Genomic DNA, 26,601 nt, shown 5'->3' with positions numbered 1-26,601 from the left:
CGCCACGTGATTGATCCGTGGAATCAATCCAAAATCTAAAATCTAAAATCCTCAAGAAAGAGCATTTATCTCGCGCAAGTCAATCTAAAATCTAAAATCTAAAATCTAAAATCGATTGACTGTTGACTGTTGACAAGCGAAAAATTTTAGATTAATGTTCACGCTCCCAGATGAATCTGTGGAGTCAATTTTTAATGTCAAATTCGGCAGCATAGGAATAATTCATCTCTCTGCTCTCTGACTCTGTGTTCTCTGTGTCCTCTGCGGTTTAATCATTCCAAAGCAACCAGAATTGATATCAATCTCAAATCTCAAATCTCAAATCTCATAGAATAGAAATGATTCATCTCTCTGTTCTCTGACTCTGTGTTCTCTGTGTCCTCTGCGGTTTAATCATTCCAAATGCCACCGGAATTTATATCAATTCCCAATCTAAAATCGACGGGCTGTTAACGATGCTTTCGGCTTAACCTGCTTAGGTTGCACCTACAAAACATTCACATTTGCTTGAGGATTGCTTTACAAGAATCAAGCCAGATAAATCATCTCAATTTACTATTAATAGCCTTGTTTTTAGGCTTTGAGTGCTGCGGTAATTGCCTCGATCGCACTTCGATCGCCCGATCGCCGATCGCACTCACAGGCAACTCCCATTCATCAATATCAAGATCATTGCGGAACTTCACCGGAATATCAGCACCGTTAATAATCGCTCCCAACAGCCGCGGCCCAGATTTATGCGACTCGTCATCCTCAGATTCCAGCAACTGATCTGCAGCCTCAGACAACATACTAGACAAAGTGTAACCAGGCCGCGCCACCAAAATCATACCGTCCGTGTACGGTTCCAGCGTCAGCGCGTCGTTGCACTCGCTCAAAGCCGGAGAATCCACAACCACAAAATCAAAGCGGTTGCGAACATCCTCAAACAATCTCCGCATTTCGCTGGATTCTAGTACGGCGGAGGCCTGTCGCAAAAAGCCGGGACTCGGCACTACGTATAGGTTCTCTACCTCTGGAACCAAAAGAACGCACTCGCTAATATTGCCGTAATAGTGCAAAGGTTCCACAGTCGCCAGAGGATCAGCAGAAATTTTCAAAGATTCAACGTTAGAAGCCGATCGCAAATCTGCTTCAATTAGCAAAGTCCGTTTACCCGATCGAGCCGATGCAATTGCCAAATTGTAAGCACTAAAACTTTTCCCCTCCAAAGGCGCCGCCGAAGTCAGCAACACCACCTTCACCGGTTTGTTCCCGATCCGGCGCAAATTAGTACGCAACCGCTCGTAAAACTCCAAATAGGGAGAATTTGCCTCCAAGGCGAGCGGCATTATTTCATCGCCGTAGGAATCAAACACCGTCACTTCAGGCAAAACTGCCAGTATCGGCACCTCTTTTTCCACCAAAGCCGCCCGCACTTCTTCCCAACTGTAAAACTTGCCGTTGAGCATCCCCAACAAAAATATCAATCCCCCGCCCAGCAGCAATCCCACAAAGCCGCCCACCGCCAGCATCACGGGCAAACCTCTCTTGTTTGACTCAACATCATCAGTTTGCGGCAATTGGGCGATTCTCAAACTCCCCGTTGTCTCAGCTACCGCCGCCTCAGCATCTACCAAAGCCGACTGCATCTTGTCGTAGAGAGCTTTTTTGAACGCCACTTGCTGGGCTAACCGCGCTTGTTCTAACTGCTTGTTGGGGATTGTCGCGTGTTCCCGACGCAATTCTTGTTCAGTTTTCTCGATTCCTTGGAGTTGCTGTTGCACCGTATCCCGCTGCGTTTGCAAAGCAATCAAAGTTTGAGCTAACTGCTGTCTAGCCGGATCTAAAGAAGAGTCTACCCGAATTCGATCAGCACTTCTGAGCGGAGCCGCCACCCCGTTACCGCCTAGTACCTCAGACTGCCGCTGCTGCAACTGCTGCTCAAAAGCAAGTTTTTGTTTAAGCAATTCCACAATTTTCGGGTGTTCCTCCTGCAAGTCGCTGCGGAGAATTTTGAGCTGAGATTCGATCGAAAACAATTGCACTCGCAGTTGGGCAATAATTGGATCTGCAGAGAGTGCTTGAGCGACATAAGCTTGCTCCACATTCAATCCCAAGCGATCCTGCAAACTGTTCATTTGAGCTTCAATTCCTCCCAACTGCACGCGGAGTTGCCGCTGCTGCTGTTGGCTGCTGGTAATCGCTTGCGGCAGTGCACCGCTCTGAGCTGCTAAAATTGAAGTTCCTTCTCGTTTTTCGTAGGCTTCAAGTTTTGCTTCCGTCTCTCTGAGTTCCTGAGTTACTGTCGGCAAACGCTTGTTAATTTGGGTGATCGTCTCACGCAGTCTAGAAGTATTAATACTTTTGCTGTGTTCCACCATTTCGTACATCAGCGTCTTTACTACCGCTTCTGCTTTTTGGCGATCGGCATTTTTATACAATACTTGAATCAAAGCGCTGGGGTCATTATTCTTACTTGGCATCTTTATCTGCACATCTTTTTCCAGCTTTTTAGCCAAAGCTTGTATTTTTTCTTTCGCTTCTTCTTTGTTTAATTTTTCTTCGGGTTTGATGAGTTTTTCGGCTGCTGGTTCAACCACCCTTGTATCCAGTAGCATATCTTTAGTTATTTCTTGTCCTTCCTGTTGAATTTTAGTAGTAGTCGATGAAAAAATCACGCTCGGCCTGTCGTAGGCCAGCGTACCTATTGCAACGTAAACTGGCGCCGGCTTTGGCTGCACGGCCACTACTCCCGACACGCCAACAGTCACCGCGAGAGTAGCCAGTCCCACCCACTTGTATTGGTCGAAAGCAATTAAATAACGTTTAACAACTGATAAAGTCATGACGATTTTAGATTTTAGATTTTAGATTTTAGATTTTAGATTGCTAAGTGTTAACGATAACTAATGATTGCGGACTAATTCTACAAATCCCCCAAAAATCTTAGAACTTTCGGTCGGTGATTAAAACCCATATCGCCTAAGTCATTCTCCATCTTAAATCTAAAATCTAAAATCTAAAACCTAAAATGGTATGACTACCTATCATTACGTGACGGGCCGAACAAATCTGTTACCCCATTTCTCAACTGCTCAAAGAACAGAATAAATCCCAAAGTATCCCGGAATGGTCGAGTAAAAGTATTGATTACATAACCAATGCGCTCTACCAAATTCCTACCAATCACAATCACATCATTATCTTCGAGCATCGGGTTCTGAGAAACATTGCCCTCCAAAGCAGCTTTAGCATCTATCGAACGGTTGATTGCTCTACCTTGCTTTTCGTCGAACCGAATCAGGGCTATTTTTCGCAAGTCAGCAAGATTAACAGGCAAGTTGTTGAGAGCATCCAAAAACCGACTGCCATTTTCAACATAGAACGAGGTCAAACCACCACTAGCGTAACTCAAAACTCGAACGTAGATCCTGGGCTTAATCAGAGTAGACCGCGAAACCAGAGCTTTATCGTAGTCTAGGTTTTTGGTACTAGCGTCCAATTCCGGGATGACAATCACATCTCCCGATGCCAAAGGAAAATCGAACAAATCGTTACCGTTTGCTAGGGGAGTGTAGAGGTCGATTGGTTCCTCCACCGAGGAGCCGTCCATCAGCGTCCGCCGCACTCGCACCTCCCGCAAATCGGCTTTTCCCGTGACTCCCCCCGCAGTCACCAAAGCAGCCGAAATTCGACCAGAACCCGCCGGAAGCGTGTAAAAACCCGGTTTGCTGACTTCTCCGGTGACAGTGATTTGGACGGGGACAGCAGCAGCAGCGAGGCTGTACCTGGACGCTAAATCTTGATCGGATTTGCGATCGGGCGTAACCTGTTTATACGGTACGACGATCGCATCTCCATCTTCCAAACGCAACTCCGGTGGAGCAATACCAGTTTGCAACGGTGTCAAAATATCAACAACTTGCTCCGCCACAGCACCGGACGGCAGAGTCCGCCGCACCCGCACCGCCCGCAGTTCCGCCGTAGGATTAGTCCCAGCAGCCGCCGCCAAAGCCGCAGGAAGCTGGGGGGTTTGCAGCGGATAAAAACCCGGTCTGGCCACTTCCCCCGTCACCGTCACCACTACGGGGCGCTGAACCAGCAAAGCAGCCGAGACTTGAGGATTTTTGATAAATTGGCCAAAGCGCTCCCGGAGGCGCTGCTGTGATTCTTCGACAGTAAGGCCGCGCACATTTACTGTTCCGATTAGCGGCAGTACAATTACCCCTTCAGGGCTGATTGCACCCGTAAAACCAAGCTCTGGGAAGCGCTGAACTTGAACAGAAATCTGGTCTCCCGGCCCCAGGCGGTAGGGCCGATTCCGAAAAGCTGGGTTAATATCCCGGTTGAAATTGGCAGGCGGCGGTGGCGGTACAGGCGGTGGCGGTGGCGCCACGAGTCGCTCGTCTCTGGGAACAACAGATTGAGCTAAAGCCGTTTCCGAAAAATTTTTGCTATTAAAACCCCAGAATACAGCAGCAAAAGATAGAGTCCAAGCAGTTGAATGCAGGCCTGCCAAGTAAAAAGCGAGGCGATTTTTAATAGTGGATTTTTGCCGCATTTTCAGAGGATTTAAAAAAGTAATATTTTGAATAATGACCTGATTTGTAAGTTTCATCTAAATATAGCGACTAGAAAAAACAATAAGATATTTTAGGGGCGAGTTGAATCCGCCGGATATTTACTAAAAAACAGTTGATTTTGGCAAAACTCGCCCACGCGCTAGACTGATTTATTTGCACCTACCTGCTTACTGAAACCGAAAAGTTTCTGTAATTAATTTAGCCTGGACACTTTCGGCAAGAGATTCCAGCAATGGTTGAGCTATCTTAATCTCGCCCTGCGGTTGAATGGGAAGGATGATACTGACAGCAACCCAAGAGGCGCGGCGGTTCGAGAGTCTAGCCATGCTGTCTTCCCAAAACCAGCGACTGGTTGCTGGAGAACCCCCGTTAGGCCAAGCGTACCACTGCACGACAGCAAAAGTTTGTTGGGGAGTCCAGCTTCGGAAAAACCTCGCCTCGACAGTAGGCGGTGGCTGGCCGGGTATTGGTGCTAATTTAACTGTAAACCTCAAAGTGCGATGAGAATCGGTTTGCCATCGGTGAAATCCATCGATATCTAGCCATTCTACTTGGGGCTGGTTTTTGGGGTAATTTTGAGGCAACAGCAATAAAATGGCAATTGTTTTATCCTTTTTAATTTCTTGAACTAACCATCTGTGAGTGCCAATTTGAACGTTATTCTGAACGGCTATAACCTGCCACCCAGGAATTTTTATCCCGTTTTGGCGCACACTTCTTAATTGCTTGAGGTTGGCAAGGGTTGGCGGGTTTGTCCAAGGCCACCTTCCCGTCGCGTAGCCTGGAATTGCTACTGCCCCAACTAATACCAGCAAAAACACCAGTACCATAATTTTAGATAATTGATACCGCCGCAGGAGTTTCTGTGCTGAAATCATCTGTTTCATTAATTGCCAGACTGACTTGGGAAATACTTTTCCATCCCGTTGAGGAGAAGTACCAATAACCCTAGTATACAAGCAGAATACAAATCTCCGCCCCATCCGGCGTGTAGCCAATTAAAAAGCGTCTCTCTGTCGGTTCCGTGAAAGTAAGTTAGCAAAGTATTGCGAAAAATGTTGGAAGTGATGCTAATAATGGATGTAATCACTAAAAACAAAAGACTTTTTTTGCCCGAGTTCCAAACTCCCGTCCAATCCAGCAGAATTAAGCTAACGTAAAGACTGGTAAACAGCATTTTTAAGCCTGCACAGTGTGGAGCAACTTCTACAATGCGATCGTTTACGTACAGATAAATTTCTTCCACTCTCACGTTGATACCAACCTTAATTAATATCCAGCCTGATGCTTCAGCAATGAATTGCTGTAAGGGCAAGGCGTAGGGTTCTATGAGGTAAGGAATGTGGTTTGGCGAGGCCAGAAATACGAATAAAAGTGGCATCGCCTGCAATTGTAAGCCGGGAATTCCTTTTAAAGATAAGCAAATGCTGGCCAGCATTATGGGGAGGGATAAATTTACTAAATCGCTCAAGCGACTCAGATAAAAAAGCGTGGCTAGTACCAGCAAAAAGCCTCCCAAAGGATGCGGTGAATTGGGCAAGTTGCGCCAGCACTTTCGGTTCATCCAAGCAATATAAGCTGCGTAGGGTAAACCAATTAGTCCGTGGCTGAAATATTCGTGTTCGAGGCTGATGGTTTTGTTGAACCAGCCGTCGTACCAGTGTACTAGCAAGGGGGCGTACAGCAGCACTAGGAGCGCCGTGATACCTTCCCCCAGGAGGTATCGCTTGAAAACAATGCGAATTTTGCGCTGGATTTGCATGGTTTGAGAAGTTTTAAGATTGCCGCGCTGGATTCGCAACGCTTTGGGGTTTTAAAGTGTGAGTTAAAGATTTGTTAATTCGCCACAGAAACGCTTTGAAAACCGCACCCTACTGTTTGAATCACCTGCAGCATAAGTTTGATGAACAATTAGCAATTCAATGATAGTACGATCGCCCGAACAACTTGCTCGATCTGAGTATTGCTCAATCCGGGATACATTGGCAATGATAAAATTTGTTGGCACAGGGTTTCTGCGTGGGGGAAGTCGCCCGGATTGCCTAAGTTTTGGTAGGCGGGTTGCAGGTGACAAGGTATGGGATAGTGTATGCCTGTTTGAATGCCGTGTTGGGCGAGTTTTTCCTGAAGGGTGTTGCGGTCGATCCTCTTCGAGGGCTTCGCTAACGAGCTTTCCTCAGTAATTTTGATAACATATAGGTGATAAATGTGACCGCTGCTGCTGTGGTTGGCGATGGGTACAATGCCTTTGCGTTTCAGGGGTTCTAATAGACTATTGTAGTATTGGGCGGCGGCGGTGCGATCGCGATTCCATTTTTCTAAGTAAGGCAATTTAACATTGAGCACGGCTGCTTGCAAATTGTCGAGGCGGCTGTTGGTACCGATTTCTGTGTGCAAATATTTGCTGGGTGCTCCGTAATTGCGGAGAGTTCGCATTTTTTCTGCGAGTTGTGCATCATTAGTAATTAACATACCGCCGTCGCCAAAACAACCGAGGTTTTTGCTGGGATAAAAGCTGAATGCTGCTGCTTTACCAATGGAACCCGCGCGGTATCCTTCTCTTTCGGCTAAGTGCGCTTGGGCGGCATCTTCAAATATGATTAAATCGTGGCGATTGGCAAAATCTAAAAGCTGCCGGGGCGATACCATTTGACCGTAGAGGTGTACGGGGATAATTGCTTTAGTTTTCGAGGTAACTGCTGTTGCGGCTGCTGTGAGGTCAATCAGGGCGGTTTCGGGGTCGCAATCTACAAGAATAGGTATAGCTTTGGCTTTTAGGACGGCGATCGCGGTGGCAATAAAAGTGTTAGCGGGTATGATAATTTCGTCGCCCGGATTAATGCCGCAAGCTTGGAGTCCCAGAGCGATCGCATCTGTTCCACAAGCCACTCCTACGCCGTATTTTACTCCTGAAGCTGCTGCAAATGCTGTTTCAAATTCGGCGACGGCTTGACCTAAAATAAATTCTCCTTCCTCGATAATTTTTCTAATTGCTTCTGCTATTTGGGATTGGATTGGTTGGTGTTGCAGGGAGAGATTTACAAAGGGAACTTTGGGCGGGCGGGTACTCATAAACTATCAGGACGTAATTATTTATATTAACATTTAAGTGCGGATATTTTTTAATTTTTTTTTACCGCAGAGGGCGCAGAGAGCGCAGAGGAAAAGAGGAAGAGATGAGAAAGCCTCGCGCACTTTTCTGGAGCGGTCAATTAAATCAAACTTTTTCGGTAATATAGAATCAGATAATTTTCCAGCAATCAAAATCATGGAATACAAAAAACTCGGTGACAGCGACTTATCAGTATCTGAAATCTGTTTGGGTACGATGACTTATGGCCAGCAGAACACCGTTGCAGAAGCGGCCCAACAGCTCGATTTTGCGATCGATAGAGGAATCAACTTTATCGATACTGCAGAAATGTATCCCGTCCCTGGAAAACCGGAAACTCAGGGAAAAACAGAGGAATATATCGGGGAATGGTTGGTGAAACAGCAGCGGGATAAAGTCATTATAGCGACTAAAGTGGCGGGCAGAAGCACTCGATTAAAGTGGATTCGCGAAGGGAAAAATCAGATCGATCGCCCAAATGTGGAAAAAGCCCTGAATGACAGCCTGAAGCGCTTGCAAACTGACTACATAGACCTCTATCAGATCCACTGGCCAGACCGCTATGTGCCCTTATTTGGCGCGCCGGATTACGACATCGCCCAAGAGCACGAAACAGTACCAATTTTGGAACAGTTAGAGGTATTTGCTGACTTAATTAAAGCTGGCAAAATCCGCTATTTGGGTTTGAGTAACGAGACGCCTTGGGGAGTTTGCGAGTTTTGCACGTTGGCTGAAAAACACGGTTTGCCGAAAGTTGTTTCGATTCAGAATGCTTTCAGTTTGAGCAATCGGACATTTCACCTAAATTTAGCAGAAACTTGCCGTTTTAAGAATGTGGGATTGATGGCTTACAGTCCTTTGGGGTTTGGGCTGTTAACGGGTAAATACTTGAATGGAATTCCCGAAAATTCCAGGTTGGCTTTATTTGCGGGATTTGGTCAGCGTTACGATAAAACTAATCTGAATGATGCGGTGAAAGCGTATGTTGAGATTGCGGGGAAACATGGGATAAGTCCGGCGCAGATGGCTTTGGCGTATGTGCGATCGCGCTGGTTTGTAACTAGCACTATTATCGGTGCAACCAGCCTCGAACAGTTGGAGGAAAATATCGGTAGTTTGGAGGTGAATTTGGATAAGGATATCATAGCGGAAATCAATGCGGTACACGCTAAGTATCCGAATCCGACACCGTAAGTTTATTAGTAGGTTGGGTTGACGTAACGAAACCCAACTTACTTTTTTTATAAAATCATGTTAGGTTGTACAAATCAAGAAAATAGAGAAATGGCAAAAATTAACCTTACTTGTGCAACAATACAAATAAATTATGATGGCACACTATACAATATTAAAAACTAGATGGCTAACCTTGAACCTCAAAAAGAGAAGTTGAGTTCTAAGATTCCGGCTGGGGTAAGTGAATTACGGCAAGCCTTTAATTCTCATCTTAGCGCCTATGAAAAAACAACAGATAGTTTCTGTGCTTCCTCTTACCTGCTTCTCTTCTATGCAGCCGAATGCGGAATGAAGAGCATCTGGCTGAAACGCAACAAGTTGAGAACAACAAATGATATTTCAGACTCAACACTCCTCTCTCCTGACGGTCATAACTTAGACAGGTGGAAAAAAGAACTCAAAATTTCTGCTAGGATTGTTGGAGAGACACCGCATTTCAGTCTGGCTAACGGTGGATCGGATTTAGGTATAGAGAAAGCTCATCAGGTATGGCGGTATGGGATTCGCATGAACTCTGAGAAAGAAAAAAGAGTGGTTGAGTGGTTAAAAAACGTTTGCAATTGGGTTAAAGAGGAAATAAATCGATGATTCCGTCAGATATTCGTCTATATACTTGGGTTGACGTAGAACAAGTCTTGGTCCGAAAGCAAGAGCAAAATAACTGGCCAGAATGGTTGGTTAGGGCGACGGCTTATTGGGATGAGTTAACGATAGGAATTCGCCCGGGCACTCAAGCACAAGCTTCAGCTTGGCTGGAAGAGGCTTACGAGCCTCGCTACCGAATTCATTCACAGCCGGAAATAGTACAGGGTTTAATTATTTTAGAAAGTTTACCTGAGAGCGAACGTACCCTACCGATCTTTTTTGAAGAAACAGAAGAACAACCGCCGATTCCTAGATTGACGCCCACTTTATCCCGGCCCGGAGTGCTTTGGCAGCGGTGCCAAGATATTCAACGCCCAGATATTTTATCCTCCGATGTTCCGCCAGTAGTTGCTTTTCATTCCTTTAAAGGTGGCGTTGGACGCACAACCCATGCTCTAGCTTTAGCACAGGCTCTAACGGAAGATAAACATAAAGTTCTTCTTGTAGATGGAGACTTAGAAGCACCTGGAATTAGTTGGGTTTTTGCTCGCCGATTGCCTAATCCTAGTGTCTCCTTTGCTGACCTGATCGCCCTCGTTCACGGCGATCCTTCTCCTGACGCGGTAGATGCTGTTCAATTAGTAGCAGACAGAATTCAAAATGCTCTAATTGATGGGATTTATGTGTTACCTTCGTTCCGTTTCACAGAAAAATTTACTGCTTTAGAGATCCGACCAGAACATCTTTTTCAAGGTGCTAAAAACCCTTTTATATTAACGAATATTTTAGCTAGTCTCGGTCAAGCTTTAGGCGCTGATTTTGTGATAGTAGACCTGCGGGCTGGAGTTTCTGAACTTTCTACAGGTCTAATCTTAGATCCGCGAGTCTACCGTATCTTTGTTACCACTTTAAGCGCACAGTCTATTTCAGGAACAGTAAGACTTCTAGAGCTTCTTGGAGAAAGATCGCTTTCTAGGAGAGATACTGAACCATTGCCTGCATTGATTATTAACCAGATTCCCGACCAGGAGCGACCCAGCGATATAGTATTAGAAGCGGAAACTAAACTGCTTGAAGCTGCTAGTCCGTTTTTAGGAGAAGGTGGCGAACCTGTGAGAGTCTTGACATCATTTACTGACAGTCTACTGGTTTTGCCTCCTACTTGGGAAGAGGTAGTCACTCGTCTGTTGCGAGCGGGAATTGTTGATGCTGTACGTCCTTTAGTAGAATGGTTACCAATTCAGTGCAGCAAACTTATTGAAGACCCCCTTTCTAGCTTGAAGTCCCAAAGAGAAGAACTGAGCAAGATAGCCAAACAATTAGTGTTTGCAGAAAATGCAGAAGTAAATGACTTTTTAGCTACCACTCCCTTGCGGCACTTGGCTTCAGATCACCGTCGCCGCCTCCCTATTACAGTAATAGTTGGCGCGAAAGGTTCAGGTAAAACTTACACTTTTCTCCAGATTGTTTGCAGAGAAACATGGCAAAAGTTTGCCATAGATGCTGGTGCAATAGAAGTCCAAAGTAATGCTGTTATTTGCCCAATTATAGAGTCAAGCAACCTGCAAGAATCGGCTCAAAATATAGTCCGAAACGTACGAACAAAGGCAGCACAGGTGTTGGGTTTCGAGGCGCCAGATGCCAGTCCTATTCGTGACTATATCAGAGATAGTTATCGGCTCAATAATCTTCACGAAGGAGAGTGGCGCGATCGCTGGTTAAATGTTATAGCCTGGGGTGTTGGCTTCGACCATAAAAAAACAAAATCCCAAGCAGAAGATACTACGCTAGAAAATGCTGGCCGAAGATTAACTGAGCATCTAGCCGCTACTAAAAAGCAACTGGTTGTTGTTATTGATGGCTTAGAAGACCTTTTCCAAAACTTTGCCAGCAATCCAGCTCAACAAACTGCTATCCGATCTCTGCTTCAGGATGTCCCTGAATGGCTAGGGCAACAGCCGGGTCTTCCGTTAGGTATTATTATATTTGTGCGACGCGATATAGTGCTTGCTGCTGTACACCAAAATGCAGCTCAAATGATGGCTCGATATGAACCTTACGCTTTGAAGTGGAATCGGGAAGAAGCACTGCGGCTGGTTGCTTGGGTAACAAAACGAGTAAATATGCTTCCCCAAATTAATTATGAAAAACTTCAAAATATGAATGAAGAAGAACTGACGGAAGCTTTAGTTCCTTTATGGGGTAAAAGACTGGGAAGCGAACGCTCTAAAGAAGCTGGTTCTGCCAGATTTGCGCTCGCAGCAATCTCGGATCTCAGGGGACAAATTCAAGCACGGGATTTGGTACGGCTTCTACACTTAGCAGCCAAAGAGTCTGTCAATGATGATAGTCGCTGGCAAGATCGGATACTTATCCCTACAGCCATCAAGGGGGCATTGCCCGAATGCAGCCGGAACAAAATTGATGAAATTGAGATAGAAAACACAGCATTGAAAGATGTATTCACTAAGTTGCGTAACTTACCAAAAGAAAAGCGGAAAATACCCTTCACGAGGGATATGATTGAACTCTCAGTAGAAGAAATGAAAATCTTGGAAGATAATGGTGTAGTCATCCGTGAAAATGATGAATATTATATGCCGGAAATTTTCCGTTTGGGGTTAGACTTTTCAATGACGGCTGGTGGGCGTCCAAGAATTCTAGCTTTAGCACGCCGTGCTGGACAGAAGTCTTGAGAGACACAATTATAATAGTTTTTAAGTTTAAGGTTAATGACAGAGTAGTTTTTCTCACAAATCGTTAATCAGATCGCACTTTTTGCTGTTTTTCCTGCAAAAACTCCGCAAAATCGCAGACTTCAGCCACTAACTCGTCAGGTAAATTATTTAAAACCGACAGTAAATGCTCTCGAATCCCCATCATTTCGTCGGCAGATTTTATTAATTGCAACTGATGCGGATAAACTGTTTCAACACCAATCGTTTCCATAAATGCGCCCGGTTCATCCTGAGTTGCAGGAACAAAATCCCCGCCAACTTCCGCTTTCACCCATCCCCCAAATAATTATACTAAATAAGCTTCACCATTCTTGAAAACCTCAACAATTGCCCCGGCTGTTTCTGGGGGTGCAATCTCCCCATCAGCGAGGGCGACTCCTTCGGTTAAATTAACTGCATCGAATAATTGAAATTTGCTCATTTATGTCTCGCATAATTCTTGTGGAGCAGGCATCTTGCCTGCTCAAGACTCTGCTTTTCATCAGAAGTCTAATGTCCCAATAGCTTATCCCGCAAATGCTTGATCCGATCGCGCAATTTACCAGCCTCCTCAAACTCCAACTTCTTAGCCGCCGCCTTCATCTGCGCTTCTAACCGCCCGATTAACTGAGGAATCTCATCCAAAGATAACTCGTTTACCTGTTCGTAAACCTCCTCCAACTGCTGAGAATTCAGCTTGCGCGACACATCCAAAAATGCCAAAATCGCATTACTCGATCGCTTTTTCGCGATCGGCTGCGGCGTAATCCCGTGCATCTTATTGTACGCTAGCTGAATCCCCCGGCGCCGATCCGTTTCGTCGATCGCCTTAACCATACTATCCGTCAAATTATCCGCGTACAAAATAGCCTGTCCCTGAACGTGCCGCGCCGCCCTTCCAATCGTTTGAATCAACGAACGTCCCGATCGCAAAAACCCCTCTTTATCCGCATCCAAAATTACCACCAGCGAAACTTCCGGCAAATCCAAACCTTCCCGCAGCAAATTAACACCAATCAATACATCAAACTTACCATCCTGCAAATCTTGGATAATTTCGATGCGTTGAATCGACTGGATTTCCGAGTGCAAATACCGAACTCTAATTCCCCTTTCCTGCAAATATTCAGTTAAATCTTCCGCCATCCGCTTGGTTAAAGTCGTCACCAAAACTCGCTCGTCCCGACTTACTCTCTCCTTAATTTCCCCCAACAAATCATCAATTTGTCCTTCTGTCGGGCGCACGAAAATTGTCGGATCTATTACTCCGGTAGGGCGAATTACTTGTTCTGCAACTCTGCCTTCAGATATCTCCATTTCCCAATCCCCAGGCGTAGCAGAAACAAAGATGCACTGATTTTCTTTTGCCCAGAATTCCTCTGCTTTTAAAGGTCGGTTATCGGCCGCGCTGGGCAAGCGGAAACCGTGTTCTATCAATACTTTTTTGCGCGCTTGGTCGCCGTTGTACATCCCCCGAATTTGCGGCACTGTGACGTGAGATTCATCTATCACTAACATCCAATCTTTCGGGAAATAATCAATCAAACATTCCGGCGGTTCGCCGGCATTTCTCCCTGCTAAATGCCGCGAATAATTCTCGACTCCGTTGCAGTAACCTACCTCGCGCAGCATTTCCAAATCGTAGCGCGTCCGCTGTTCTATTCGCTGAGCTTCTAAGAGTTTACCCTGTTTTTCAAATTCTGCCAATCGGTCTTCTAATTCGAGTTCTATTCCTTGGCAAGCTGCCTCTAATTTATCTTCCGCCGTGACAAAGTGGCGCGCTGGATAGATATTTAAAGCCGTTGTACTTTGCAGGATTTTACCTGTTACGGGGTCAACGTAGCGAATGGCATCGATTTCGTCACCGAAGAATTCAACGCGAATAATTCTATCTTCGTAAGCGGGGCCAATTTCCAAAACATCGCCTTTGACGCGAAATTTGCCTCTGCCTAAATCTATATCGTTGCGGCTGTATTGGACGTTAACTAAATCGCGCAAAACTTGCCGCTGGTTGACTTCCATTCCTACTTGCAAAGGAATAGCCGCTTTCAGGTATTCAGCAGGCATTCCCAAACCGTAGATGCAGCTAATTGAAGCAACTACAATTACGTCGCGGCGTTCAAAGAGCGATCGCGTGGCGGAGTGCCGCAACATATCGATCTCGTCGTTAATTGCTGCCGTTTTCTCAATGAAAGTATCGGTGACGGCAATGTATGCTTCAGGTTGGTAATAGTCGTAATAACTGACAAAGTATTCGACTGCATTGTTCGGGAAAAAATTTCGTAGTTCGTTGCACAGTTGAGCTGCCAGGGTTTTGTTGTGTGCTAAGACTAAGGTGGGTCTGCCGATTTTTTCAATCACCGAGGCAATGGAGAAGGTTTTGCCCGTACCTGTGGCACCGAGTAAGGTTTGAAATCGATCGCCCGCTTGGATGCCTTTGACAAGTTGCTTGATCGCTAGCGGTTGGTCGCCTGTGGGCTGGAAGGGCGCTTGCAATTGAAAAGATGCTGCCGCAGTTACCATAGGAAAATGTAGCTATTACCCATAAATCTTAACAAAAATGCAGAGATTCTGCAATTTCGTTCAGAAAATAGTTAAACTTTGTAATATTATTTTAATCATCGGCCGAAATAGAAAGCAGAAAGCCCACCAAAGCAGTTGTCCGAACCCAGCAATCAACAGCAATAAGCGAGGAAAATAATTATGAGTCTCACCCCCAAAAATAAAGGCAATGCGATCGCCCGCCGCGGCAAAGGCAGTTCCAAGAGCCAAGCGACAGAACCCACGGATGCCAAAGCAACAGGAATTCAACTTTATCGGCCGCAACTCATGCATGACAACCGCCCCGTCGGCCCAGACGATTTTACCATCAGCGAGACCGTCTCGATTTCGGGGAACCGCCCGATCGGCATTAGCACCCTGCACCTCAGCGAAACCTACGGCATTGTAGGCAATCGCCCGGTAGAATCCAGCGACTTTGAAGTGGTTGCTACACTCGGCAATCGCCCGATCGGTTCCAGCGCCATGCAAGTCAGTGAAATGTTCAGTATGTCCGGTGCTCGCCCTATTGCAATCAGCACTCTTCACATTGATGAAGTTTACTCCACAATGGGAGGAAACCGCCCTATTGCCTCAAACGAAATTGACGATAGCTCGACATTAATGGGCTTCTTAGATTAATTAGTCAGTTGTTAGTTGACCGTTGACTGTTGTCAGTTGACTGTTGTTATTTCTTATTTGTTACCTGCTACTAATAAGCAATAACCATAGCACTTCTGGGTTTAATGAGGTACGTCTGGTAATTGGTAATTGAGAGGGATGTATAGCGGTTTTCTCTTGAAGTGAAATGCTAATCTGTAGGGTGCGTCGCCCTCAGATGAGAAATGAAACTTGCAGATTTTTCCGGGCGACGCACCTTACCCTTATCAATAGCGGATCTAACAATTTGTGGCGTCCAGAACTGTAATAATTACAGTCAACAGTCAACAGTCAACTAACTACTTCCCGATACCCTGATATTTACTCAATAAAGCAGCAAAGCGCTTGTAATCCACAGGCTTCCTCACATACTCCGCCGCTCCCAATTCCAAACCCTGATTTTGGTCGTCCAAAAAAGTTATCATAATCACTGGAATATCAACCAAATCTCGATCGGCTTTCAGCGCAGACAGCACCGCCCAGCCGTCCATACTTGGCATCATCACGTCCAGAATAATCGCGTCGGGCAGCAACTCCTTCGCCAACAGCAGCCCCCCTTGACCGCTAGCCGACGATCGCACCCGAAAGCCCTGTTTCGACAAGCAGCGAGTCATCAAATCCCGCGCGTCTGGATCGTCATCAATCACCAGCACAGTAGCAGCATCGGGCAGATCCAGCGGTTGCGATCGCACTTCTTTTTGCTTCGCTTCATTCGCCGCTACACTCGTGTCTAACTCCTCGCCATACTTCGGCTGCATTTCTTCAATTTCTCGATCGTCCTGCGCTTCTTTTGGGTTTTTAACCGCAATCGGCAACCGGATCGTAAAACTAGAACCGCAGCCAAACTCGCTCTCAACGTTAATGTCTCCGCCCATCATCTGGCAAAACTTCCGGCTAATTGTCAGCCCCAAACCGGTGCCGCCGTATTTGCGGGTAGTAGAATCGTCCGCTTGAGCGAAAGCTCCGAACAGCCTCGACACCTGATCCTCAGTCATGCCGATGCCACTATCGGTGACTTGAAACACGATCGACGGCTGTTGACACCGAGAAGGATCTGCCGAGAGTTCTTCGGAATTGCCGATCGGCAAAACCTCCCCTTCTTCCTTCCAAACATTAATCGTAATTTTGCCTCGATCGGTAAACTTAGCAGCATTGCTCACCAAATTCAACAGCGCTTGTCGCAGCTTCGACGAATCCGAGTAGATCGTGCCAATATTGCGATCGCAATTAACGATCAAAGTATTGCCATTTTTCCCTAGCGTCGGTTGAACAGTAGTGACAACCTGCTCGATCAAATCCCACACCTCAAAAGTCTCCAAGAAAAGAGTCATCTTTCCTGCTTCAATTTTAGAAATATCCAGGATGTCACTAATAATGTTGAGCAACTGCTTGCCTGCCATATTAATGCTTGCCAAATCCATCACAAACTCTTCTTCGCCGAGTTCCAGAGCCTCTTCTTGCAGCAGCTCGCTGTAGCCGATAATCGCATTCAAAGGCGTCCGCAACTCGTGAGTCATATTTGCCAAAAAAGTGCTTTTCGCCCGGTTGGCAGCTTCCGCAGCATTCTTAGCGACTTCCAATTCCTCCGATCGTTCCTCTAGCTGCTGCTGCCGCACCTCCAAACCGTTGAGCAAACTGCTAATTTGCTGAGCCATTGTATTGAGAGTAGAAGATAGCACCCCGATCGCGTCATTAGAAACCACCGGCGATCGAGCCGTCAAATCACCGCTAGCCATCTGTTCGGCAGTTTCCCGCAGCAAGCCGAGATTCCGAATAATTGCCGACACCGACACAAAACCCCCTATTCCCGCGATCAAACTCAAAGCCAAAGCCCCCATCAGCCAGTGCTGAGTGCGGCTCGCCACAAACAGAGTTTGCTGCACCAACACCGCCATTGCGGCCTCAGAAACCCCCGCAGGAGCTGAGGCTGCCTCTATTGCCAGCAAATAGTTCTTCATCTCCACAGAACCCATCCACCCGACTCCCACCGCCATCCAAGTTATCAGTACCAAGATGACAAACAGCCCGCTCAAAGACGCCCGAGTTCCCAGAGAAATCCCCCTCGTAGCAAGTGCCGCCGCCCAAGGATAGCCCTTGAGAAAAGGATCGGGCCGAACCGGTGCGCCGGAATTCCAAATCTCCTCAATTTGACCGTCCAGCCTCACCTTGCCAATCCGCACTGTTTTCCAAATATGCTGAGTTTGGGCATCTATTTTTACCTTCCCCGAAGGCGCTGCAAACTCAATATTTTTAGCAGCCGCCCTGACTTTAACCACATTTGTCGAACCAGCTTTTTCTACTGCTTGCTTCCACAGGTAAACGCCCAAATAAGCAGCTTCGATCGGGTCATCCGTGACTCGATTTTCCCCGTATCTGGCTTTATAAGCCTTGACAAATTTCCGATTTTCCGGTGTATCCACCGTTTGAAAATAGTTCCAAACCACAAAATTTCCAGCAATATTGGACGGCCCGATCGCCCGCACTTCCTCTTCTGCTACGCTGACCGACATCACCGGCAAATCCTCGGGTTTCACGCCAGCTTCCCGCAACTTTTGGAAAAAAGCCACATTGCTGTCGCCGTTGAGAGTGTTGAGAATAGCATCTGGTTTCACTGCTAAGATATGTGCGATCGCCTCGCCCACTTCCCTCGAACCCAGCGGCAGATACACTTCCCCCGCCAACTCTCCCCCCAGTGCCGCCAGTTGAACTTTCACAATCCGATTTGCCGTGCGGGGAAAGATATAATCCGAACCCAACAGGAAAATTTTCCGCTTCCCCTGTGCCAGCAAGTAATTCACCCCAGGCACAATCTGTTGGTTTGGGGCAGCACCAGTGTAGAAAATATTCGGACACTTTTCTAGCCCTTCATACTGCACCGGATAGAACAGCAAACCGCTGCCGTGTTCAAAAACCGGCTGTACAGCTTTGCGGCTCGCCGAAGTCCAACAGCCAAATACCACCGCCACCTGCGCTTCTAGGAGCAATTGCTTAGCTTTTTGAGCAAAAGTTTGCAAATCGCTGGCTCCATCCTCTATAACCGCTTCCAAGGGGCGTCCGAGCACCCCTCCCGCCGCATTAATTTCCTCAACAGCCAACAGCGTCGCATCTTTAACAGAAATTTCGCTGATGGACATCGTGCCCGTCAGCGAATGCAAAACGCCTATTTTGATCGGCTCACGAGTCGAGCCTGCTGCTGCGAGGGGGTTACTGCTCCTTGCTCCCATAGGGTTTTAGATAATTTTTACTAATAACAGAAATTTTAGTTCGATCCTGCACGAAGTTAGCCTTGAGGCTAAATCTTGTTTAGCAGATTATTTAACCCGATCGCCACCAAACTTGGAAATTGCTGCACCCTGTTGATTTTAACTGTCAAACTCTCAGCATAGACTTAAGTCTGGACTAAACAGCCTCCCATTTCTCTCTTCATCTTTTACCGATGTCCAAAGAGCCTCATACAACAACATTCGACACTTAATGCCATCGCGCGCGCTGCAGAACAATTCTCCCCCCTCCTCGCCGTTCCCCAACTCATTCACTGCCCGCGCCTTGCTACTCACCAAGCAATCTCACGCACTATTCCCCTTCCCCTATCTCCTTTCGGGCTAATGCAATTTTCCGTAATTTATCTTAACTATAAAACTCAAAACTCTTTACCAGCCCCTATCTCCCTTCAGACAGAGGGAAGCCGTCGTGATTTCCCTTATGATAAATATAAGGTTAACTTCTAAGTACCCTTGTTAAAAATAAATTTTGCAAACAATAGGGGAAAAACTAATGAATATTGAAGAAAAGGCGACCCACACTGGCAGCGAAAATCAAGTAACGCTACCAAAATCAAAGGAAACCTTGCTCGGCGAGGAAACAGAAAAAGCCCTCGGTCAGCAAAAACAAGAAAATGCTCAAACTATGCGCGCTGTCGAACAGTTGAAAGAAGAACTTCAGGACAGAATAGATGAAGAATGTCATCACAAGGTAAATTAAAACTAATACGACATTTGTTCGGGTGTGGGTAAGATGCGGTCTTGCCCACACCCGCCTTTTTAAGGCGAATTAAATAAAATTTTAAAAGCATAAATTCTTTTGGGTTTAAAAAAATAGTCTTGGACGCACGGGCGACCCTCCAGCAGTTTTTTACAAAAATACTTGATTGCAGCCAGCAGAAACGGTAAAAAAACAATAATTAAGTATGAAAGTCGCAGTTAGTTCAAGACTGCAAATAACTGTTCCCTATGCCATATTCCATATTCCCTATTCCATTTGTTATTTATTCTTTCTTCCTAGAGGTAGAGTGCAACGCAGCTCCTAGTTACCTATGATGAGTTCATTAAGTAAAAAACGTCAAATTAGATACAGATAGGGAGAAACCCATGACCACTAAAGATAGAGCAAATGCAACTGGCGACAACATCGCAGGCAAAGCTCAAGAAGCCCTAGGTAATGTTACTGGCGACCCGAAGGATAAAGCAGAAGGCAAAGCCAAGCAGGCAAAAGCTGAAGCTGGTCACGCCATCGAAGATGTAAAAGATGAGCTCAAAAAGAAACTAGACTAAGCCTAATACTAATTGAGAGGGTCGAGCAACCTGACCCTTTCAAGTATTCAAGTTGTTTTCAGAAGGGAGGAAAAAAGGTGAGTTTATTGCAGCAGAGTCGCAAAATGATTGCGGGCTTACTCTTGGTTTTAATGCTGGCTATTACGACTGCCTGCGCGCCCAGCGTTTCAGCCCAAAAACCGACTGATGTACCTGTAGCAATTGGTGGCAGTCAGGGTTATTACGCGCAGCTAGAACGTGGCAATACCGCCGCAGGTCAAGATTTTGGTCAATGGGTAACAAAGACGGCTCAGGGCCTGGTTCAGGATGCTTACGTCCGCGACAATAACAAATTGGGAGTTGTAATTACCCCGCAAGTCCGCCCAACTGAAGTGAAAGATTTGGCGAAATCTTTAGCACAAGGTTTTCACCGCAATTTCCCAAATCAGGATGTAAGTGTTTTGGTTTACGCTCCTGACAAAAAGTTGATTTTGACTGCTAAGTATGACCAGCAATCAAATCAGATTGAATACAAGTCTTGATCGAGTTAGCAAGCTTAAATGATAGCCGCGTGGCGGTTTAATATTCCGCAGTTTTTTGAAGGCGAAACCATCTCAATTTAAGACTGAAATGTTGTGTAGATTGGAAAAAAGTTACCATGAGTAGCAGCGATAATTACAAGCGTCAAATCATGAACGATTTAGCCCAGGGCGATCGAGAAATGATGCCGGAGACAACGGGTGAAGATTACGAAAACTTTGACGATTTTGCTCAGAGAACTTCGCCTGCTCAGCGCAAACAATTATTCGGGCGTTCCCTGAATCACGACTCTCTCCCGCCGGCTCAGTTGGAACCCGAATTGCAAAAGGCGATCGCCCAAATTAAGCCAAACGAACGCGACGATGTAGCGCGGGAATTCTTCAAGCATTTGGGCAAGAGAGGATTGGACGATCGCCAATTGGAAAAGCAGCTAGGACTTTCTACCCACCACGCCAGCCGCATGAATGCTGACGATGTTACCAAGTTGGCCTCGTTCACCTATCACAATCACCCGGATATTTTCCAAGAAGTGCTGGCAGAACAGCCGAGTTTGATGAAGTTTTTGGGAAATCCAGTTGTTGCAGGTATTTTGGGAATAGTTGCGGCTAAATGGCTCAACAACCGCAAATAATCTTGGATTCCGACAAGCTTAAAAGCGGATAATACGTGCAGCACATAAAAGGACGATCGCCCGGCGATCGTCCTTTTATTTTATATAGCCATCCTAAATCATTTGTGAATTTCTTACTCCCTCCCCTTGATAAGGGGAGGGTTGGGGGTGGGGTCAAAAATTTACGACTCCTGCAAGGATTGCTATATTTTATATCTCGTCCTGTAAAATAACCATGACCGCGTTTGTAGTTAAGACTTGAGTCCTCAGAATCTGCTCAGGAATAAAGTCCTCACTACAAAACTTTTTTATTGGAGTCGTTGGAGGCGAAATTATATTATAATAAATTCCAATAATTTAAATATTAATTATTAGGTTAGGATCGCGAATTAAATAACTTACAATTTTAATTGTTATTGTGGGATGGGCGTCCCGCCCGTCCTTTTTGGACGGGCGGGACGCCCATCCCACTTTCAAGAGTGGAAGTTATTTAATTCTCATTCCTTAGTCGGTGTTCGGGTGATTAACACCCCTTGCCAATTACCGACTACGAATTACCGATTGCCAGTGAATAAATATTGGTTACAGATAAAAATAACTGCACCGCAGTCAACAGCGGTATACCTGACACTCCGCAAAATTAAATGTAGGATTAAGTGTTGTCGTGAATCAGAAAAAAAAGATGAACATATCCACTATTTGGCGAAAACTCCGCAGCCAGCAAGCCTTCTGCTTGGCTGTACTCCTGGCAGGTTGCCTGGTATTTATCGGTTGTTCCCCCGCACAGTCAACGGCTGGCAATTCAGTCGATCCCAAGTTGAAAGAGCAAGTCTTGCAGGTTATCCGCGAAAATCCCCAAGCAATTTTAGAGTCGGTACAAGCGTACCAGCAACAGCAGCAGCAGTCTCTCAAAGCAGCGCAGCAGTCATTTTTGCAGGAGATGAAAACTAATCCCAAATCTTCTATAGGGGATTCTCCCACCACGGGTTCAGCTTCGCAGCAGATTGTACTTTTAGAATTCTCTGACTTTCAATGTCCGTTTTGCGCGCGCGCTCACGATACTGTCAAGCAGTTTATGGCAAAACACCAGGACAAAGTTACTTTAGCTTACAAGCATTTTCCCTTAACTTCTATTCACCCTCAAGCGCTACCGGCAGCTAAAGCAGCTTGGGCGGCGGGGCAGCAGGGCAAATTCTGGGAATATTACAGCGCTTTGTTTGAAGGGCAGAAAGATTTAGGCGATCCATTGTACCCATCGATCGCCCAAAAGCTCAATCTAAAATTAGATAAATTCAACACCGATCGCAACAGCCCCGCTGCAGAAGCCGCCATTGCCAAAGACGTGCAACTTGCTCAACAACTAGGCATTGAAGGCACTCCGTTTTTTATTATGAACGGCGAAACTTTCTCCGGGGCGGTCGAGCTTTCTGAGATGGAAAGCATTCTCGCCTCTGTCTCGAAATAAGTAATTCCTGACTCTTGGAAACCGAGTATAAAAATGCGTTCCCAGCCTGCTTGGGCTGGGAACGAGAAAAACCCGAAAAACTCGAAAAATCTTTGATTAAACCGCAGCTAACTCAGGAGTCGGACGCTTGCTGTGGCGGATACCCTCGATCGCCCCTGCGTAATCATTCGCCTTAAACACAGCAGAACCAGCGACGATCGCATTTGCGCCCGCTTCCAGAACCTGCCAAGTATTGTTCCCCTTCAAACCGCCATCCACCTCAATCCAAGGATCGAGGCCCTTGTCGTCGCACATTTTACGCAACTGGCGAATTTTCGGCAAAACAGCCGGGATAAAACTTTGACCACCAAAGCCCGGATTGACGCTCATAATCAGCACCAAATCGCAAAGTTCCAGCACGTACTCGATCAACTCCAAAGGCGTCGAAGGATTCAGAACCACACCAGCCATTTTCCCCAATTCCCGAATTTGGCCGAGGGTGCGGTGCAAGTGAGGCGAAGCATTGTGTTCCGCGTGAACCGAAATAATGTCAGCACCAGCCTTAGCGAAGTCCTCGACGTACTTCTCCGGCTCCACAATCATCAAGTGGACATCGATTACCTTGGTAGTAACAGGGCGAATTGCCTCAACAATCAGCGGCCCGATAGTAATATTAGGAACAAAGCGACCGTCCATCACATCTACGTGAATCCAGTCAGCCCCAGCTCGATCGACAGCCTGAATCTCTTCTCCAAGACGGCTAAAATCGGCTGATAATATGGATGGAGCAATAACGATCGGTTTTTGGGATTGGGTCATGGCTAAGTCTGTTCTCCTGTCTGCTGTGCTGTATCCAGTTTATCAAACTACGGCTCTCCGGGCCGAAAAGTTGCCATCGATCGCGAGATCCCCAGCACCGAAAAATTTTGCCTCTGACAGACAAGTTTAGCGATATCCCCAGCCCGGATCTCCGAATTTGGGTTTAGGAGATCAATTTTCCCTCTAACAAATAACTTTTGTGCAAAACCCAACCTTCTGCAAATTTTGAGTAGCGAATTGTCAGTAACTCAGGGCTAAAGCCACTGAGCTTGTAAGAGAAATCGAGCAAGCTATGCTGACCAGACCCCTCGCAAGAGGAGACGTTATTTAGGTCACGACACCGGCGAATGCGACGCCAGTTTTCCGCTCTGTCACCTGCGATTAAACAGTTTTAAAGTCACTGAAACAGTGTCGCAGGTCTAACAAGCCTTTATAACCAGGTCGAGGCGAACATTACCCCGCAAGGGAGACTGAGGCAACCATACCTCATCGGAGGGGCAACCATACCCCTCCAACCCGAAAGGGGAAAGATTCAAGGCGATTGAAATCGCCGAGTCGTTTTCCTCTCAGGACTGAAGTCGCTGAGTTTCCCACTTACCGAGTTTTTTTATGAAAAAAACAGATCCCTTAGAAAATCCTGAACTCGATCGTGCCAGTCTGTTTGTATTAATGATCCCAGTCATCGGCTTTTTCCCCGCCCTGTGGACTCTTTACCGCCGTCAGGGTAGTCCCGAACGCAAAGCCGTCAGCCGCTTGGCAATTGCCCTTGCTTTTAGTTGGCTCTTAGGACATATTCTTTTAGAAGCTGGAGCGATTTCTGCGGAATCTCCGACACTTCCCATGTTATTAATGAGTAGCCTGCTAACAACCAGCTATTTCATCGTTGCTCTGGGACTGATGGTTCGCCTCTGGAAGCGTCAACCGCTATGGTTGCCTGGAATTAGTCGCTTAGCCGAGCAAGTAGTAGGCAAACATTTATCATAATTTAGGGTTTTTTTAAGCCCCTACCCTATTGATTGAGTGCGTCTTCAGCTTGATACTACATATTGCCATTATCTTTTTTATTTTTGTTGTGTGTGAGGAAGCCAGTGCCAGCTCAAAAAATTCCTAATCAAGACCCTATCCAACAATCAACTGCTCAACCTGCAACCAAAAAAGCTTCCCAGCCCCATCGAGGCCGTTGGCTGGGTTTTGGTTTTGGTTTGGCTGGAGTAGCCATGCTCTCAGCCACAGCCGGAGCATTGCTAGCCGTCTCCCTTTCTACAACGCCGCTTCAGCAACAAAAGTTGAGCCCTGAAGAAGCAGCAGTATTTTCTCAAGGCGACATGGCAAAGCTCAACATGAAGATGCCGGAGCTGACTCGCCCAGTTAATATTTTAGTTTTAGGGCTTAAAGTTCTGACCTCTGACATCGAAGGAAGTGTCAACAAAGATGTCGGATACGAGGTGTGGGAAAACTCATTTAAGGGCTTAACCGATACCATGCTGTTGGTTAGGTTTGACCCTCAAAATAAAAAGTTAAGCGTGCTTTCCATTCCGCGAGACACCCGCACCTATGTTGAAGGCAGGGGCGAGGTGAAAATCAACGAAGCTAATTACTACGGTGGCCCGGCTTCGTCAGCGAAGTCAGTCAGCGGACTCCTGGGCGGTGTGGGAATTGACCGCTATGTCACAGTTAATATTCATGGTATCAAAAGTTTGGTCGATGCCCTGGGTGGCATTACTATTAATGTCCCTAAAGACATGAAATATACCGATCATAGTCAGCATTTATATATAGATTTAAAGGCTGGCAAGCAGAAACTCAACGGCGAACAAATCGTGCAATATTTGCTTTATCGGCACGACGATTTGGGCGACATCGGGCGGGTGCAGCGCCAACAATTGTTGATGCGGGCTTTTGTGGAACAGGAAGTAAATGTAGGTTTGCTGTCTCGACTACCGAAGATTTTATCGGTGATTCAGTCTCACCTTGACACGAATTTGAGTATAGAAGAATTGGTAGCTTTGGCGGGTTTTGCTACTCAAACCGATCGCGCTGGCGTGCAGATGTTGATGGTTCCCGGCAAATTTAGCGATTCTAAGGACTACAAAGCAAGTTTTTGGTTGCCCGACCAATATGCCATCGAAACTATGGTGGCGGAACATTTTGACTTCGGCCAAAATACTTGGACAATTGAGAATGCTGATTCGACTTTTCTGAAGGTGGCGATTCAAGATAGTACCGGAGATCCATCGGCTGTTGAAGATTTTGTCAATAATTTGACTCAAGCAGGTTATAGGAATGTTCAGGTTTATAAAGCTTGGCCCGAACCGCTGGAGGTAACTACTCTAGTAGCTCAACAGGGCGATATTAAAGGTGCTCAAGCGATTCGCCAGTTTTTGGGTTTTGGAGATGTGTTGGTTGAGAGTACCGGTTCTTTGAATTCGGATGTCACAATCAGATTGGGTCAGGATTGGTTGGCGAAAAAGGCTCAGTCCGGTGGTGAGGCTAAGTCTTTTTAAACTGGATTTTAACTGGGGTATTTGTAGGGACACAGCAATGCTGTGTCCTCTTATTTTCTGTTGGTAGAGATGGAGGCGATCGCTTTTTTGTCTATTTACTGATAGTATATTTTTGGGTGATGATGAATCACGATCGCAATACCGATACTTCCCTCCGCAGTCACAAGTGAAACAATAATCAACGAGGGAAAGCTTAAGATATTTTATCAAGGTAGGGTTGATGAACAAGGGTGATAAAATAGACCGACAGCGAGAACATCAGGCAAATGAACGCACCTTTCTGGCATGGTTACGAACTTCACTGGCTTTAGTTGGTTTTGGGTTTGCAATCAGTCGGTTCAGTTTATTTCTCCGTCAATTTCAAGCTACAGTGACTCAGCAAGAAGTTTCCTCCCCTCCCTTCTTCAACTCCGAAACTTTAGGGCTGAGTCTGGTCGTTTTTGGGATTGCGGTCATTGCCTTAGCAGCATGGCGTTATAATCGAGTATTCTGGCAAATTGAGCGAGGTGATTATCGCCCAAATCGTGTGCTAGTTTGGATTCTGACTGGAGTTGTAATGATTTTAGGAACGTTAAGCATTCCGTTGGTGCTATGGCGCGATCGCGCAAATATAGCTCCCACTTCAACTCCTAAAAACTCTCAATTCTAAGTTAACCCGATCGCTTAGGATCGCGAATTAAATAACTTACAATTTTAATTGTTATTGTGGGATGGGCGTCCCGCCCGTCCAAAAAGGACGGGC

23 protein-coding genes are annotated in these 26,601 nt (G+C 46.2%); 13 read left to right on the top strand and 10 right to left on the bottom strand.

What is annotated here, in order from left to right:
- Window positions 1–542: 542 nt before the first annotated feature.
- The 5 genes from QUB20_RS02500 to QUB20_RS02480 all read right to left on the bottom strand — a co-directional run bounded on the left by QUB20_RS02500 (window position 543) and on the right by QUB20_RS02480 (window position 7,637).
- Entirely contained in the window at window positions 543–2,828 is a 2,286-nt protein-coding gene (locus QUB20_RS02500; protein WP_333243013.1) for an AAA family ATPase, read from the bottom strand.
- Window positions 2,829–3,022: 194 nt separating this feature from the next.
- Window positions 3,023–4,600: a polysaccharide biosynthesis/export family protein gene (locus QUB20_RS02495; RefSeq protein WP_333243010.1), complete on the bottom strand. Its 1,578-nt coding sequence runs from the start codon at window positions 4,598–4,600 to the stop codon at window positions 3,023–3,025.
- Between the two features lie 132 nt (window positions 4,601–4,732).
- The gene (locus tag QUB20_RS02490; protein WP_333291131.1) at window positions 4,733–5,443 is read right to left on the bottom strand and encodes a cyanoexosortase B system-associated protein; all 711 of its coding nucleotides are present in this window, start codon (window positions 5,441–5,443) and stop codon (window positions 4,733–4,735) included.
- A gap of 8 nt (window positions 5,444–5,451) precedes the next feature.
- A complete protein-coding gene (gene crtB, locus QUB20_RS02485; RefSeq protein WP_333243005.1) occupies window positions 5,452–6,327 on the bottom strand; it encodes a cyanoexosortase B in 876 nt (291 codons plus the stop codon).
- 149 nt (window positions 6,328–6,476) lie between these two features.
- Window positions 6,477–7,637 carry a DegT/DnrJ/EryC1/StrS family aminotransferase gene (locus QUB20_RS02480; protein ID WP_333243002.1) on the bottom strand — a complete coding sequence of 387 codons (1,161 nt, stop codon included), beginning with the start codon at window positions 7,635–7,637 and terminating at the stop codon, window positions 6,477–6,479.
- Window positions 7,638–7,833: 196 nt separating this feature from the next.
- Here QUB20_RS02480 and QUB20_RS02475 point away from each other — a divergent pair, with 196 nt between their 5' ends.
- The 3 genes from QUB20_RS02475 (at window position 7,834) to QUB20_RS02465 (ending at window position 12,194) form a co-directional block, all read left to right on the top strand.
- Complete coding sequence (locus QUB20_RS02475; protein WP_333242999.1) at window positions 7,834–8,871, top strand: NADP(H)-dependent aldo-keto reductase; 1,038 nt, start codon at window positions 7,834–7,836, stop codon at window positions 8,869–8,871.
- Between the two features lie 165 nt (window positions 8,872–9,036).
- A complete protein-coding gene (locus tag QUB20_RS02470) occupies window positions 9,037–9,501 on the top strand; it encodes a hypothetical protein (RefSeq protein WP_333242996.1) in 465 nt (154 codons plus the stop codon).
- Window positions 9,498–12,194 carry a KGGVGR-motif variant AAA ATPase gene (locus QUB20_RS02465; protein WP_333242993.1) on the top strand — a complete coding sequence of 899 codons (2,697 nt, stop codon included), beginning with the start codon at window positions 9,498–9,500 and terminating at the stop codon, window positions 12,192–12,194. The genes QUB20_RS02470 and QUB20_RS02465 overlap by 4 nt, the downstream gene beginning before the upstream one ends.
- Before the next feature lie 64 nt (window positions 12,195–12,258).
- Here the strand turns inward: QUB20_RS02465 and QUB20_RS02460 are convergent, their stop codons facing one another.
- The 3 genes from QUB20_RS02460 to uvrB form a co-directional block, all read right to left on the bottom strand.
- On the bottom strand, window positions 12,259–12,507 hold the full coding sequence (locus QUB20_RS02460) for a DUF2281 domain-containing protein (protein WP_333242990.1): 249 nt from the start codon (window positions 12,505–12,507) through the stop codon (window positions 12,259–12,261).
- A 15-nt stretch (window positions 12,508–12,522) separates the two neighbouring features.
- Window positions 12,523–12,657: a hypothetical protein gene (locus QUB20_RS02455; protein ID WP_333242987.1), complete on the bottom strand. Its 135-nt coding sequence runs from the start codon at window positions 12,655–12,657 to the stop codon at window positions 12,523–12,525.
- 68 nt (window positions 12,658–12,725) lie between these two features.
- Window positions 12,726–14,738, bottom strand: coding sequence for an excinuclease ABC subunit UvrB (uvrB, locus tag QUB20_RS02450; RefSeq protein ID WP_333242983.1), 2,013 nt, complete (start codon window positions 14,736–14,738; stop codon window positions 12,726–12,728).
- Window positions 14,739–14,918: 180 nt separating this feature from the next.
- Here uvrB and QUB20_RS02445 point away from each other — a divergent pair, with 180 nt between their 5' ends.
- Window positions 14,919–15,395, top strand: a complete 477-nt coding sequence (locus QUB20_RS02445) for a hypothetical protein (protein WP_333242980.1) — start codon at window positions 14,919–14,921, stop codon at window positions 15,393–15,395.
- A 317-nt stretch (window positions 15,396–15,712) separates the two neighbouring features.
- On the opposite strand, the gene urtA is transcribed toward QUB20_RS02445, so the two are convergent.
- A complete protein-coding gene (gene urtA / locus QUB20_RS02440) occupies window positions 15,713–18,637 on the bottom strand; it encodes an urea ABC transporter substrate-binding protein (RefSeq protein WP_333242977.1) in 2,925 nt (974 codons plus the stop codon).
- Window positions 18,638–19,187: 550 nt separating this feature from the next.
- Between urtA and QUB20_RS02435 the strand changes: the two genes are divergently transcribed.
- The 5 genes from QUB20_RS02435 (at window position 19,188) to QUB20_RS02415 (ending at window position 22,557) form a co-directional block, all read left to right on the top strand.
- Window positions 19,188–19,394 carry a hypothetical protein gene (locus QUB20_RS02435; RefSeq protein ID WP_333237137.1) on the top strand — a complete coding sequence of 69 codons (207 nt, stop codon included), beginning with the start codon at window positions 19,188–19,190 and terminating at the stop codon, window positions 19,392–19,394.
- A 386-nt stretch (window positions 19,395–19,780) separates the two neighbouring features.
- Complete coding sequence (locus tag QUB20_RS02430) at window positions 19,781–19,963, top strand: CsbD family protein (RefSeq protein ID WP_333237135.1); 183 nt, start codon at window positions 19,781–19,783, stop codon at window positions 19,961–19,963.
- Window positions 19,964–20,040: 77 nt separating this feature from the next.
- Window positions 20,041–20,484, top strand: coding sequence for a hypothetical protein (locus tag QUB20_RS02425; protein ID WP_333237133.1), 444 nt, complete (start codon window positions 20,041–20,043; stop codon window positions 20,482–20,484).
- A gap of 116 nt (window positions 20,485–20,600) precedes the next feature.
- The gene (locus QUB20_RS02420) at window positions 20,601–21,113 is read left to right on the top strand and encodes a hypothetical protein (RefSeq protein WP_242723034.1); all 513 of its coding nucleotides are present in this window, start codon (window positions 20,601–20,603) and stop codon (window positions 21,111–21,113) included.
- Between the two features lie 661 nt (window positions 21,114–21,774).
- Window positions 21,775–22,557: a DsbA family protein gene (locus QUB20_RS02415; protein WP_333245143.1), complete on the top strand. Its 783-nt coding sequence runs from the start codon at window positions 21,775–21,777 to the stop codon at window positions 22,555–22,557.
- A gap of 96 nt (window positions 22,558–22,653) precedes the next feature.
- Here QUB20_RS02415 and rpe read toward each other — a convergent pair whose 3' ends face one another.
- On the bottom strand, window positions 22,654–23,355 hold the full coding sequence (rpe, locus tag QUB20_RS02410) for a ribulose-phosphate 3-epimerase (RefSeq protein WP_190744589.1): 702 nt from the start codon (window positions 23,353–23,355) through the stop codon (window positions 22,654–22,656).
- Here rpe and QUB20_RS02405 point away from each other — a divergent pair.
- The 4 genes from QUB20_RS02405 (at window position 23,354) to QUB20_RS02390 (ending at window position 26,508) form a co-directional block, all read left to right on the top strand.
- Window positions 23,354–23,485, top strand: coding sequence for a hypothetical protein (locus tag QUB20_RS02405; RefSeq protein ID WP_333245140.1), 132 nt, complete (start codon window positions 23,354–23,356; stop codon window positions 23,483–23,485). The genes rpe and QUB20_RS02405 overlap by 2 nt on opposite strands.
- A gap of 479 nt (window positions 23,486–23,964) precedes the next feature.
- The gene (locus QUB20_RS02400; RefSeq protein ID WP_333245138.1) at window positions 23,965–24,339 is read left to right on the top strand and encodes a hypothetical protein; all 375 of its coding nucleotides are present in this window, start codon (window positions 23,965–23,967) and stop codon (window positions 24,337–24,339) included.
- A gap of 104 nt (window positions 24,340–24,443) precedes the next feature.
- Window positions 24,444–25,859, top strand: a complete 1,416-nt coding sequence (locus QUB20_RS02395) for an LCP family protein (RefSeq protein WP_333245135.1) — start codon at window positions 24,444–24,446, stop codon at window positions 25,857–25,859.
- A gap of 220 nt (window positions 25,860–26,079) precedes the next feature.
- Complete coding sequence (locus QUB20_RS02390; protein WP_333209163.1) at window positions 26,080–26,508, top strand: DUF202 domain-containing protein; 429 nt, start codon at window positions 26,080–26,082, stop codon at window positions 26,506–26,508.
- Window positions 26,509–26,601 lie beyond the last annotated feature (93 nt).

This window comes from Microcoleus sp. B4-C2 (assembly GCF_036705265.1).
GTDB lineage: Bacteria > Cyanobacteriota > Cyanobacteriia > Cyanobacteriales > Microcoleaceae > Microcoleus.
Note: the sequence above shows the minus strand (reverse complement) of the source record. Positions and strands in the feature narration are given on the sequence as shown.